This is a genomic window from Amycolatopsis sp. MEPSY49, assembly GCF_051337345.1.
Classification (GTDB): Bacteria; Actinomycetota; Actinomycetes; order Mycobacteriales; family Pseudonocardiaceae; genus Amycolatopsis.
The window spans coordinates 539,659-554,212 of the sequence record NZ_JBDLYJ010000003.1 but is presented as its reverse complement, the minus strand read 5'-3'; the positions used below and the strand labels follow the sequence as shown (position 1 = coordinate 554,212).

The window sequence follows — 14,554 nt, the reverse complement described above, 5'->3', positions numbered from 1 at the left end:
TTGGGAGCTGGGTTGCCCACAGGCCGGGGTGGTTGTGGACAACCTCGGCGGTGACGGCGTTCGCGGGGCTGTTTTGTCGGTGGTGGGCGATACGCTGGAGCGGGGTCAGCCCCCAGGGATGGGTGGGGCCGCGGGAGGGCGGGGCCCCGGCAAAGTCGCGCCGGCGCAGTCCGCAGCGTTCCGCCCCAACGTCTTGAATGAGTCATTCAGGGCCTCCGAAGACTTGAATGAGTCATTCAAGACATGGGGCGAGCTGGTCACCGGTGGCGGAGTGGCCTGGCCGCGCGACTTTGCCGGGACCCTGCTGGGGAAGGGCGGGGTCCCGGCCGCCGGGTCAGTCGAGGTCGAGTTCGTCGATCAGCGCGAACATCTCGTCGTCCGTCGCGGACTCGAGCTTCTCCTCCACCGCCGTGACCGTCGCCGAAGCGCCGTTCACCCTGGCTAGCAGCTCCTGCAAGCGCGTACCCAACGTCGCCCGGGCCTGGGAATCCGCCAGCAGCTCCGGCAACGCGAACTCCACCCGGTCCAGCTCCGCCAACGCCGGCAGGATCGCCGCCGGGACGTCCGGGACCAGCTCGGACCGCAGGTACTCCACCAGCACCGTCGTCGACGGGTAGTCGAACAGCAACGTCGCCGGGAGGCGCAACCCCGTTGCCGCTCCCAGCAAATTCCGCAGCTCCACCGCGCTCAACGAGTCGAAGCCCAGCTCGAGGAACCCTCGGTCCGGCTCGATCGCGTCGGGACCCGCGTATCCCAGGACCGTCGCCGCGTGGGTGCGGACCAGGTCCAGCAGTGCTCCGTCGCGCTCGGCTTCCGACATTCCCGCCAGCCGGTGGGTCAAGCTGTCCACCGGGTCGGCCACCGCCGCGCGGACCGCTCGGCGGACCGGGGTGCGGATCAAGCTGCGCAGGATCACCGGGATCGCGTCCTCGCCCACCCGGTCGCGCATCGCCTCCACCACCAGCCGGACCGGCAGCAACACCGCCTCGTCCAGCGCGCACGCCACGTCGAACAGGTCCAGGCCCTCGTCCGACGGCATCGGCTCGACGCCGCCCCGCGCGAGCCGCGACAGGTCCGCCTCCCCCAGCTTGCCCGTCATCCCGCTGCGCTCGGCCCACAACCCCCACGCCAGTGACAACGCAGGAAGGCCCTCCGCCCGGCGGACGTGCGCCAGCGCGTCGAGGAACGCGTTCGCCGCCGCATAGTTCGCTTGGCCCGTGCCGCCGAACGTGCCCGCCAGCGAGGAGAACACCACGAACCCGGCCAGGTTCATCCCCGCCGTCAGCTCGTGCAGGTGCCACGCCGCGTCGACCTTGGGCCGCAGCGCCGTGTCCAGCTGCCTGGTCGTCAACGCCGACACCACGCCGTCGTCGAGCACGCCCGCCGTGTGCACCACGGCCGTCAGCGGGTGCTCGGCCGGGATCGCCGCCAGCAGCGCCGCCAGGGAATCCCGGTCGGCGACGTCGCACGCCGCCATCGTGACGTCCGCGCCCCACGCCGTCAGCTCCGAAACCAGCTCGGCCGCGCCCTCAGCGGCTGGGCCGCGGCGGCTCGTCAGCACCAGCCGACGCGCGCCGCGCGCCGTCACCAAGTGCCGGGCGACCAGCGTGCCGAGCGTCCCGGTCGCCCCGGTGATCAGCACCGTGCCTTCCGGGTCCCACGCGGCGACCGGCGCCGGGCTCGTCGCCGGGACGCGGGCGAGGCGCGGTACCTGGATCGCGCCGATCCGGACCGCCACGTGCGGCTCGCCGCAGGCCACCGCCGACGGCAACGCCGCGTACGAGACTTCGCGGTCGTCGAGGTCGACCAGCACGAACCGGCCCGGGTTCTCCGACTGCGCCGAGCGGACCAGGCCGACGACGGCCGCCGTCGCGAGGTCCGTGATGCCTTCGCCGACCCGGGTCGCGATCGCGCCCTTGGTCACGAACACCAGCCGCGAGCCGGCGAACAGGTCGCTCGCCAGCCACTCCTGCACCTGGTCCAGCGCGCCGTGGGTGGCGGTCCGGACGGCGCGCGTGACGTCTTCGTCGTCGTGCGGGCCGCTGGTCACCACGACCACTTCGGGCACCGGGGCGCCCGCCACCACAGCCGCCTCGAGCGCGTCGAAGTCCGGATAGGACTCGACCGGGACACCCGCGGTCCCCAAAGCCTTGGTGACGCGGACCCCGACGTCCAACCCGACGACGGCCCAGCGTTCGGCCGCCGAGTGGCTGACCGGCGTGATCGGGGCCATCACCCAGCCCACCCGGAACAGCGACTCGTGGTACGCCGACCGCGCGACGTCGAGCTGCTCGGCCGAAACCGGCCGCAGCGTCAGCGACCCGACGGTGGCCACCGGCAGCCCGTCCTGGTCGGCCACCGCGAGCGCGACCGTGTCGCCGCCCTGCCCGGTGACGCGCACCCGCAGCGTCGACGCCCCGCCGGCGTGCAGGGTCACCCCCGCCCAGGCGAACGGCAGGACCGCGCGGCTTTCGTCGCGCAGCGCGACCGTGTGCAGGGCGGCGTCCAGCAGCGCCGGGTGCAGGCCGAAACGGCCGGCTTCGGCAGCCTCCGGCTCGGGCAGGCCGACCTCGGCGAAGATCTCCTCGCCGACCCGCCACGCCCGGCGCAGCCCCCGGAACGCGGGCCCGTAGTCGAACCCGTTTTCGGCGATGCGGTCGTAGAGCCCGTCGAGGTCGATCGGCTCGGCGCCCGCCGGCGGCCACGTCCCGGTGAGGTCACCGGCGGCCGGCGCAGGCGCCGCCGCGAGGGTGCCGCTCGCGTGCGTCGTCCACGGCTCGTCCTCCATGGCGCCGTCGGCGCGCGAATAGATGTCGATCGAGCGGCCGCCGAACCGGTCCGGCCCGCCGACGGCGACCTGCAGCCGGACGCCGCCGGTCTCCGGCAGCACCAGCGGCGCCGCGAGGGTCAGCTCCTCGACGCGCTCGCAGCCGACCTTGTCCGCCGCGTGCACGGCCAGCTCCATGAACGCCGTCCCGGGCAGCAGCACGCTGCCGAGCACGACGTGCTGCGCCAGCAGCGGGTGACTGGTCGCCGAGAGCAGGCTGGTGAACAGCGCGCCGTCGGAACCGGCCAGCGCGACCGACGCGCCCAGCAGCGGGTGGTCCGGTTCGCTGAGGCCGGCGCCGGTGACGTCGCCGGGCGCGGCCGGCGCGGCCAGCCAGTACCGCTCCCGCTGGAACGCGTACGTCGGCAGTTCGACGCGCCGGCCACGGCCGTGCACGGCGGCCCAGTCGACGTCACCGCCCGCGGTGTGCAGCCCGGCGAGCGCGGTCAGCAGCGACCGTTCCTCGTCGTGTCCCTTGCGCAGCACGGATCCCACGCTCACCTCGGCCGGGCCGGCGCAGTCCGGGACGAGCGCGGCGAGCACCGCGTCCGGCCCCAGCTCGACGAACCGGGTGACCCCGTCGGCGACCAGCGTGCGAACGCCGTCGGCGAACCGGACGGCCTCCCGCACGTGCCGCACCCAGTACTCCGGCGTCGTGACGTCGCCGGTCGCCACGACCGGGATGCGCGGCTGGTGGTAGGTCAGACCGTCGGCGACCGCGGCGAACTCGGCGAGCATCGGGTCCATGAGCGGCGAGTGGAACGCGTGCGAGACGTCGAGGCGCTTGGTCTTGCGGCCGAGCGCGGCGAAGTGCTCGCGCACGTCCAGCACGGCTTCGGTTTCGCCCGAGACCACGACGGCCGCCGGGCCGTTCACCGCCGCCAGCGACACCCGATCGTCCAGTAGCGGGACGACCTCGGCCTCGGTGGCCGCGATCGCCACCATGGCCCCGCCTTCGGGGAGTCCTTCCATCAGCCGGCCGCGCGCGGCGACGAGTTTCGCCGCGTCGGCCAGGGACAGCACCCCGGCGACGTGGGCGGCGGCCAGCTCGCCGACCGAGTGCCCGGCGAGAAAGTCCGCATGGACGTTCCAGGACTCCAGGAGCCGGAACAGCGCCACTTCGAGCGCGAACAGCGCGGGCTGGGTGAAGCCCGTGCGGTCGAGCCGGACCGCGTCGTCGCCGAACACGACGTCCCGCAGCGGGACGTCGAAGTGCGCGCACACCGCGTCGAAGGCGTCGGCAAACACCGGGAACCGGTCGTACAGCTCGCGGCCCATGCCGACCCGCTGCGAACCTTGACCGGTGAACAGGAACGCCGTCCGGCCGGCGCGGGCGGCGCGCACACTGGGCCGATCCGCCAGCGCGGCCAGTCCTTCACGCAGTTCACCGAGGGTTTCGCCGAGTATCACCGCGCGGTGCCCGAACTTCGCGCGGGCGGCCAGGGAACGGGCGACCGCGGCGGAGTCCACTTCGGACTCGGTGAACGCCAGCAGCCGCCGGGCCTGATCACGCAACGCGGCTTCGGACCGGGCCGACACCGACCAGGCCGTGAACCGTTGTGGTGTAGCAGCTTCGACCGGCTCATCCGACGAGGGAGCCTCTTCGAGAATGGTGTGCACGTTGGTGCCGCTGACCCCGAACGACGACACCGCCGCGCGGCGCGGGTGGCCGTTCGCCGCCCACTCGACCGGTTCGGACAGGAGTCGCACCCGGCCCGAGGACCAGTCGATGTGCGGTGACGGCGTCTCGGCGTGCAGCGTGCGCGGCAGGACGCCGTGCCGCAGCGCCTGCACCATCTTGATGACGCCGGCGATACCGGACGCGGCCTGCGTGTGCCCGATGTTCGACTTCACCGAACCTAGCCACAGTGGACGGTCTCGATCCTGGCCGTAGGTCGCGATGAGCGCCTGAGCCTCGATCGGGTCACCCAGGGTGGTGCCCGTGCCGTGCGCCTCGACGGCGTCCACTTCGGACGGTGCCAGCGCCGCATCGGCCAGCGCGGCACGGATGACGCGCTGCTGCGCGGGTCCGCTCGGCGCGGTCATGCCGTTGGACGCGCCGTCCTGGTTGACCGCGGAGCCGCGGACCACGGCGAGCACGGGATGCCCGCGCCGCTGCGCGTCGGACAGCCGTTCCACCAGCACCATGCCGACGCCTTCGGCCCAGCCGGCGCCGTCGGCGTCCGCGGAGAACGCGCGGCACCGGCCGTCCGGCGACAGCGCGCGCTGCCTGCTGAACTCGACGAACGTGTCGACCGCGGAGATCACCGTGACGCCGCCGGCCAGCGCGAGGTCGCACTCGCCGGACCGCAGCGCCTTGACCGCCCAGTGCAGGGCCACCAGCGACGACGAGCACGCCGTGTCGACGGTGACCGCCGGGCCTTCCAGGCCGAAGGTGTAGGCGATCCGGCCGGACGCGACGCTGCCCGCGCTGCCGGTCGCCAGGTGCCCTTCGAACTCGCCGGGCGCGTGCCGCAGCCGGCCGCCGTAGTCGTGGTAGTTCGAGCCGACGAAGACGCCGGTCCGGCTCCCGCGCAACACCGAGGGGTCGATGCCGGCGCGCTCGACGGCCTCCCACGACGTCTCCAGCAGCAGCCGCTGCTGCGGGTCGATCGCGGGTGCCTCGCGCGGGGCGATCCCGAAGAACGCCGGGTCGAAGTCCGCCGCATCGTGCAGGAAACCGCCGCCGCGCGTGTAGAACGTGCCCGGCTTGTCCGGGTCCGGGTCGTAGAGCCGGTCGAGATCCCAGCCGCGGTCGGTCGGGAACTCGCCGACGGCGTCGACCCCGTCGGCGACGAGCCGCCAGAGGTCCTCGGGGTCGGCGACACCGCCCGGGTAGCGGCAGGACATCGCGACGATCGCGATCGGCTCGTCGGTGTTCACGACCACCGGAGCCACGGTTTCGGTCGCGGTGTCCCCCGCCAGCTCCCGCCGGACGTGCTCGGCGAGCGCGACGGCGGTCGGGTGGTCGAACACCAGCGTGACGGGCAGCCGCAGGCCGGTGGCCTCGCCCAGCCGGTTGCGCAGGTCGACGGCGGTGAGCGAGTCGAAGCCGAGGTCGCGGAAGGCGCGGTCGGGCTCGATCGACTCGGGCGTCGGGTAGCCGAGCGCCACCGCGGCCTGCGCCTGGACCAGTTCCAGGACCAGCCGGTGCTGCTCGGCGACGTCGAGCCCGGTCAGGCGCTGGGCCCACCCGGTTTCGACGGTTTCCGGCGCCTCGGCTTCGGAGATGCCCAGCAGCGCGGCGCTCGGCCGGCCCTGGGCGAGGGTCTTGCGGTAGCGGTCCCAGCGGATGTCGGCGACGGCCAGCACGGTCTCGTCCCCGGTCAACGCCTGCTGCAGCGCGAGAAGCGCCCGGTCCGGGTCCATCGCGGGCAGGCCCTGCTCGGCCAGGCTCTCGCCTCGGCCACCACGCCACGCGCCCCAAGCCACCGACGTCGCGGGCAGGCCGGCCGCACGGCGTTCGCGGGCGAGCGCGTCGAGGTAGGTGTTGGCCGCCGCGTAGCTCGCCTGACCCGGCCCGCCGAGCGTGCCCGCCAGCGAGGAGAACAGGACGAACGCCGACAGCTCGCGGTCCGCGGTCAGCTCGTGCAGGTACCGCGCGGCTTCGGCCTTGGGCCGCAGGACGTGCGCGATCCGGTCCGGGGTGAGGCTGTCGATGACGCCGTCGTCGAGTACTGCGGCGGCGTGCACCACCGCGGTCAGGTCGGGCAGCCCATCGAGGAGGCCGGCCAGCTGCGCGCGGTCGGTGACGTCGCAGGCCGCGACGGTCAGCTCGGTGCCGAGGTCGGCGAGTTCGGCGGTCAGCTCGGGGACGTCCTGGCCGCGCCGGCTGGTCAGCACCAGCCGCTCGGCACCGGCCCGGGCGAGCCAGCGGGCCAGGTGGGCGCCGATGCCACCGGTGCCGCCGGTGAGCAGCACCGTGCCGGACACGTGCCAGGGCTGTTCGCTGCCGGCCGGCTCCGCGCGGACGAACCGGCGGCCGAAGACCCCGGAAGCGCGGACGGCGACCTGATCCTCGTCAGGTGACCCGAGTGCGGCCGCGAGACGGGTGACGGCGCGGGCGTCGAGGTCGGCCGGGAGGTCGACGAGCCCGCCGAACCGCTGCGGGTACTCCATGGCCGCGATCCGGCCGAAACCCCAGGTCAGCGCCTGGTCAGTGGCGCGGATCGGGTCGGCCGCGCCGGTGCTGACGGCGCCGCTCGTGGCGAGCCAGAGCGGCGCGTCGATCCCGGCGTCGCCGAGGGCGTGCAGCAGCGTCAGGTTCGGTTCGAGGCCGTCGACGGCCAAGAGCGACAGCACGCCTTCGCACGGACCTGCCTCGCGAAGCAGCTCGGCACACCGCGCACGGTCCACATCGGACGGCAGCTCCAAAAGGCGCGCGCCGAGCCCGTCGGCGAGGTCCTGTGTGTCAGATCCGGTCGGAGCGACGACCAGCCAGTCGGCGACGACCGTTCCGGACGCGACGGCGAGCGGGATCCACTCGACCCGGTACCGCCAGTCGTCCACAGTGGACGAGCTCGGCCGATGACCGCGAGCGTCCAGCCAGTACCGCTGCCGCTGGAAGGCGTAGGTCGGCAGCGGGATCGGGCGGGCGCCGGGGAACGCCGGTGCCCAGTCGACGTCGACGCCGCGGACGTGCAGCTCGGCCAGCGACGTGCGGAACCGCGCCAAGCCGCCCTCGCCCCGGCGCAGCGTGCCGACGGCGACGGCGCCGGGGACGATCTCGGCGATCGCCGACGAGACGACGGGATGCGGGCTGACCTCGACGAACACCGCGTTCTCGAGCGTCTCGATAGTCCGTGCGAACAAGACCGGCTGACGCAGGTTGCGGTACCAGTAGCCGGCGTCCAGGGTCGCGGTGTCGATCGGCTCGGCCGACACCGTCGAGTGGAACGGGACTTCGCCGGTGCGCGGTTCGACCGCGGCGAGCACGTCCCGCAGTTCACTCTCGATCGCCGCCACGTGCGCCGAGTGCGAGGCGTAGTCCACCGGGATCAACCGGGACCGGACGCCGTCGGCCTGGCACTGGGCGAGCAGTTCGTCCAGCGCACCGGGTTCCCCGCACACGACGGTCGACGACGGGCTGTTGAACGCCGCGATCGAGATCTGCCCGGCCCATTCCACGAGCAGCTTCTCGACGTGCTCGGCGTCGAGCGCGATCGAAGCCATCCCGCCCTGGCCGGCCAGCCCCGCGGCGATCGCCTTGCTGCGCAACGCGACCACCCGGGCACCGTCGAGAAGGGACAGTCCACCCGCGACGACGGCGGCGGCGATCTCGCCCTGGGAGTGACCCACCACGGCATCCGGCGTGACCCCGTGTGCCTGCCACAAGGCGGCCAGCGAAACCATCACCGCCCACGACAGGGGCTGCACGACGTCGACGCGCTCCAGCGCCGACTCGCGCAGGGCGTCGAAAGGCGACCAGTCGACAAAGGACTCCAGCGCCGCCGCGCACTCCGCGAACCGCTCGGCGAACACCGGCGACGAGTCCAGCAGTTCCACGGCCATCCCGGCCCACTGCGCCCCTTGGCCGGGGAACACGAACACCGTCCGCCCGGCCGGGGTCGCCACACCCGTGACCACCGACGCGCTCGGCGTTCCGGAGGCGAGAGCACCCAGCCCGGCCAGCAGTTCCGCACGGTCCTCGCCGAGCACGACGGCCCGGTGCTCGAACGCGGTCCGCGTCGAAGCGAGGGACCAGCCGACGTCGGCGACGTCCCCATCCCCCGTAAAGGCCGCCAGCTTCGCCGCCTGGGCGGGCAAACCGGCTGCGGAACGGGCCGAGACCAGCCACGGCACCGGGCCCGGAACCGGCGCACGATCGGGGGCGGGTTCGGGAGCGGGATCGTGTTCGAGGACGACGTGCGCGTTGGTGCCGCCGACGCCGAAGGACGAGACACCGACGCGGCGCGGTCCCGCCTTGTCCGGCCACGGCGTCGCCGACGTGAGCAGTTCGAGCGCCCCGGAAGACCAGTCGACGTGCGGGGACGGGCGTTCCGAGTGCAGTGACCGCGGCAGGAGGCCGTGGCGCATGGCGAGGACCATCTTGATGACACCGGCCGCACCCGCGGCGGCCTGGCTGTGCCCGATGTTCGACTTGACCGAGCCGAGCCACAGCGGCCGTGAGCGGTCGCGCCCGTAGGTCGCCTGCAGCGCCTGCGCCTCGATCGGGTCGCCGAGCGTGGTGCCGGTGCCGTGCGCCTCGACGGCGTCCACATCGGACGGTTCGAGCCCGGCCGCGGCCAGCGCGGACAGGATCACGCGTTGCTGCGACGGGCCGTTCGGCGCAGTGAGGCCGTTGGACGCGCCGTCCTGGTTGGTCGCGGTGCCGCGGACGACGGCCAGGACCCGGTGTCCCTTGCGCTTCGCGTCGGACAGCCGCTCGACGAGCAGCATGCCGACGCCCTCGGCCAGGCCCATGCCGTCGGCGTCGGCGGAGAACGGCTTGCTGCGGCCGTCGGCGGCCAGCGCGCGCTGGCGGCTGAACGCGACGAACGGCGCCGGGGTCGACATCACCGCGACCCCGCCGGCCAGCGCGAGGTCGCACTCCCCCGACCGCAGCGCCTGGCCGGCCAGGTGCAGGGCGACCAGCGACGACGAGCAGCCGGTGTCGATCGTGACCGCCGGGCCTTCGAGCCCGAAGGTGTAGGCGACGCGGCCGGAGGTGACGCTGCCGGTGCCGCCGGTGACCAGATGGCCTTCGACGCCTTCGGGGACCTTTTGCAGCCGGGGCCCGTAGTCGTGGCCGCTGGCGCCGACGAACACGCCGGTGCGGCTGCCGCGGACGGCCGCCTGGTCGAGCCCGGCGTCTTCGAAGGCCTCCCACGCGGCTTCCATGACGACGCGCTGCTGCGGGTCCATCGCGAGGGCTTCGCGCGGGCTGATGCCGAAGAAGCCCGGGTCGAACTCGGCCGCGTCGTAGAGGAACCCGCCCGCGCGGGTGTAGCTGTGGCCGGCGCGGTCGGGGTCCGGGTCGTAGAGCGAGCCGGGCCGCCAGCCGCGGTCGCCGGGGAACTCGCCGATCGCGTCGGCCTCGGCCAGCATCAGCTCCCACAGCTGCTGCGGGCTGCCGACGCCGCCGGCGAACCGGCAGCTCATGCCGACGATGGCCAAGGGCTCGTCGGTCGCGACCGCCGAGGCGACCACTTCGGGTGCCGGCGCGCCGAGGACTTCGGTGCGGACGTGCCGGGCGAGGGTTGTCGCGTTCGGGTAGTCGAAGACCAGGGTCGCGGACAGCTTGAGGCCGGTCGCGGCGGTGAGCCGGTTGCGCAGCTCGATGGCGGTCAGTGAGTCGAAGCCCAGCTCCCGGAACGCCCGCGACGCGTCGACGTCCTCGGGTCCGGTGTAGCCGAGGACGGCGGCCGCGTGCTTGCGGACCAGCCCGAGCAGTTCGCGGTCCTGATCCGCTTCGGACAGTGCGGACAGCTTGGCGCGCAACGCACCTGCCGCGCCCGTCTCCTCCTCGGTTACTTCGGAGGCGGCGGCCAGCACGGCCGCGACCTCGGGCACTTCGGACAGCAGCGGCCGCGGGCGGGCGGCGGTGAAGACCGGGACGAACCGTTCCCAGTCGATGTCGGCGACGGCGAGGAACGGCTCGTCGTGGTCGAGGACCTGGCCGAGCCCGAGCAGCGCGGGTTCCGGGGCCATGAACGGGATCCCGCGCCACTTGAGCTGGTCGGCGACGACGTCGGAGACCATGCCGTCGCCGGCCCAGATGCCCCAGGCGACCGAGGTCCCGGCGAGCCCCCGGGCGCGGCGGTTCTCGGCGAGCGCGTCGACGAAGGCGTTCGCGGCGGCGTACGCGCCGTGGTCGCCACTGCCCCACACTCCCGCGACCGACGAATACAGCACGAACGCGTCGAGGTCGGCGTCGCCGAAGAGGGCGTCGAGGTGACGGGCGCCGGCGAGCTTCGCGCGGGCGCCCTCCTCGAACTCGGGCAACGTCGTGTCGGCCAGCGGCGCCAGGAGGCCGACGCCGGCGGTGTGGACGACCGCCCGGATCTCCGGCAGGCCGCTGACCAGCGAGGACAGTGCCTCGCGGTCGGCGACGTCACAGGCGGCGATGGTCACCTCGACGCCCAGTGCCTCGAGTTCTTCCCGCAGCTCGGCGGCGCCCGGTGCGTCGGGCCCGCGGCGGCTGGTGAGCACCAGGTGCTCGGCGCCGCGGCCGGCGAGCCAGCGGGCGACGTGCGCGCCGAGCCCGCCGGTGCCGCCGGTGATCAGCGCGGTCCCGCTCGTCCGCCACTCGGGCGCGGTGCCTTCGACCGGCGCGCGACGCAGCCGCCGCTGGTACACCCCGGAGCCGCGGACGGCCAGCTGGTCCTCGTCGCCGATTCCGGTGAGGACGGCGCAAAGCCGGGTCGCGGCCTGCTCGTCCAGGTTTTCCGGCAGGTCGACCAGCCCGCCCCAGCGGTCGGGGTGTTCGAGGGCGAGCACCCGGCCGAGGCCCCAGGTCGTGGCCTGGCCCGGGTGCGGCAGCTCGTCGTCGGGTACGACGACGGCGGTCCCCTGCGTTGCCAGCCAAAGCGGCGCGGTGATGCCTGCGTCGCCGAGAGCTTGGGAGAGCAGGAGGTTCGCGGCCAGCCCGCGGGGAAGCACCGGGTGCGTCGCGTGCTCGCGCTCGTCCAGCGCGAGCAGCGAGAGCACGCCCGCGACAGCGGACTCGTGCCGCAGCCGCTCGGCCAGCGACGCCCGGTCGTCGGTCTCGTCGACGCGCAGGGTGCGGACGACCGCGCCGGCCTTCTCCAGGGCGTCGAGGCAGACGTCGGGCGCGTGCACGACCAGCCAGGTGCCGGCCAACGCGGGCGCCGGTTCGGCGACCGGGTGCCAGGTGATCCGGTACCGCCACTGGTCCACAGTGGACAGTTCGGTGCGGCGGTGGCGCCAGTCCGCCAGCGCGGGCAGCACCTCCTGCCAGGGCGTTTCGTCGGTGACGCCCAGCTCGTCGGTGAGGGCGCCGTCCTCGACAGCGGTCCAGAACCCGTCGTCCGCCGCGGCGGTTCCGACCGGGGTCTCGAGCCAGTAGCGCTGCCGCTGGAAGGGATATGTCGGCAAAGCGACCGGGCGGCCCTGCGGGTGGACGGCCGTCCAGTCGACGTCGTGACCCTGCGCCCACAGCTGCGCCACCGACGTCAGGAACCGGGGCAGGCCGCCTTCGCCGCGGCGCAGGGTGCCGACGACGGCCGCCGCGCCGGGGTCGAGCGCCTCGTCGAGGGTTTCCTGGATGCCGCCGCCGAGCACCGGGTGCGGGCTGGATTCGACGAAGAACCGGTGGCCTTCGGCGATGAGGGTCTTGGTGGCGTCCTGGAAGCGCACGCGCTGCCGCAGGTTCCGGTACCAGTAAGCGGCGTCGAGGGTCGACGCCGTCTCACCGGTGACGCTGGAGACGAACGTGACCCGCGCGGGAAGGGGCTCGACGTCCGCCAGGGCCTCGAGCAGTTCGGCTTCGAGAACCTCGACCACGGCCGAGTGCGACGCGTAGTCGACCGGGATCCGGCGCACGCGCAGGCTTTCGGCTTCGGCGCGGGCGAGGACTTCCTCGACGGCGGCGACCTCGCCGGAGACCACCACGGACGCGGGTCCGTTGACGGCCGCGATGGACACCCCGGCCGCGAGCAACGCCTCGACCCGCGCTTCCGGCGCCGCGATCGATGCCATCGCACCGAGGCCCGCGAGCCGGCCGGCGATCAGCTTGCTGCGCAGCGCGACGACCTTGGCGCCGTCGGACAGCGACAGCGCGCCCGCGACGACGGCGGCCGCGATCTCGCCTTGGGAGTGCCCGACGACGGCGTCCGGCGTGACGCCGTGCGCCGCCCACAACGCGGCGAGCGACACCATGACCGCCCACGAAACCGGCTGGACGACGTCGACCCGCTCGCACGCCGCCGCGTCGCCGAGGACGTCGGTCAGCTTCCAGTCCACAAAGGATCCGAGAGCGGCCTCGCACTCGGCCATCCGGGCGGCGAACACCGGCGATTCGCCGAGGAGGTCGACGGCCATACCCGCCCACTGCGCGCCCTGGCCGGGGAAGACCAGGACCGTGCCACCGACGGCTTGGGCTTCGCCGCCGACGCCCGCGGCCGTGCCGGATTCGGCGATCTCGCGAACGCCCGCGACCAGCGCGGGCAGGTCCCGGCCGACCACGGCGGCACGGTGCTCGAACGCCGACCGCGTGTGCGCCAGGGACCAGCCGATGTCGGCGATGTTCGCGTCCGGCAGCGCGGCCAGCTCTGCCGCACGGGCCTTCAACGCGGCTTCGGAGCGGCCGGACAACACCCACACCGCGGTGTCCACTATGGATTCTTCGACGTCGGCGGGCTCCTCGGTGACGCCCTCCAGGACGACGTGCGCGTTGGTGCCACTGCCGCCGAAGGACGACACCCCGGCCCGGCGCGGCGCACCCGTCTCGGGCCACTCCTGCGGTTCGGTCAGCAGGGAGACCGCGCCCGCGGTCCAGTCGACGTGCGGGGTCGGCTCGCCGACGAACAACGTCTTCGGCAGGACGCCTTCGCGCAGCGCCAGGACCATCTTGATCACCCCGGCGAGCCCGGAGGCCGCCTGGGTGTGGCCGATGTTCGACTTGACCGTGCCCAGCAGCAGCGGCCGCTCACGCTCGCGGCCGTAGGTCGCCTGCAGGGCCTGCGCCTCGATCGGGTCCCCGAGCTTGGTGCCGGTGCCGTGCGCCTCGACGACGTCGACCTGCTCGGGCGCCAGCCGAGCGTTGGCCAGCGCCGCTTCGATCACGCGCTGCTGGGAAAGCCCGTTGGGGGCGGTCAGCCCGTTCGACGCGCCGTCCTGGTTGATCGCCGTGCCGCGGATGACCGCGAGCACCGGGTGCCCGTGCTTGCGCGCGTCGGACAGCCGTTCCAGCAGCACGACGCCGACACCTTCACCCCAGCCCGTGCCGTCGGCGTCGGCCGAGAACGCGCGGCACCGGCCGTCGGCGGACAGGCCGCGCTGGCGGCTGAACTCGATGAAGTTGCGCGGGTTGGCCATCACGGTCGCGCCGCAGGCCAAGGCCATCGAGCACTCGTCGTTGCGCAGCGCGGTGACCGCCAGGTGCAGCGCGACCAGCGACGACGAGCACATCGTGTCGACGGTGACGGCCGGGCCCTCGAGCCCGAAGGTGTAGGCGAGCCGGCCGGACAGCACGGCGGCCGAACCGCCGGTGAGCAGCAGCCCCTCCAGGCCCTCGGGTGCGGTGACCATCCCGCCCGCGTAGCCCTGGTTGCTGGCGCCGACGAACACGCCGGTCCTGCTGCCGCGCAGGGCCGCCGCGTCGAGGTTCGCCCGTTCGAAGGCCTCCCAGGTGGTCTCCAGCAGGAGCCGCTGCTGCGGGTCCATCGCGGTGGCTTCGCGCGGCGAGATGCCGAAGAAGGCGGGGTCGAACTGGGCGGCGTCGGTCAGGAAGCAGCCGTCGCGCACGTAGCTGCGGCCGACGCGCTCGGGGTCGGGGTCGTAGAGGTCCGGGTCCCAGCCCCGGTCGGCGGGCCAGGGCGAAACGGCGTCCCGACCGTCGGCCAAGAGGTCCCAGAGCTGCTCGGGGGTGGCGACCCCGCCCGGGAAGCGGCAGCTCATCGAGACCACGGCGATCGGCTCGGCGCGGCGCTCGGTGACGTCGTGCAGGCGCCGGTTGGCCAGCTTCAGATCGGCCGTGACCCGCTTGAGGTAGTCACGGAGCTTGTCCTCGTTGCGCATCTGCGTCGACTCCTGTTTTCCGGTCAC

1 protein-coding gene is annotated in these 14,554 nt (G+C 73.8%); it reads right to left on the bottom strand.

From position 1 onward, the window contains the following. Window positions 1-334 precede the first annotated feature (334 nt). Window positions 335-14,554 (bottom strand): type I polyketide synthase, encoded by a 14,220-nt coding sequence (locus ABFJ78_RS17095; protein ID WP_436387326.1) that lies wholly within the window; start codon window positions 14,552-14,554, stop codon window positions 335-337.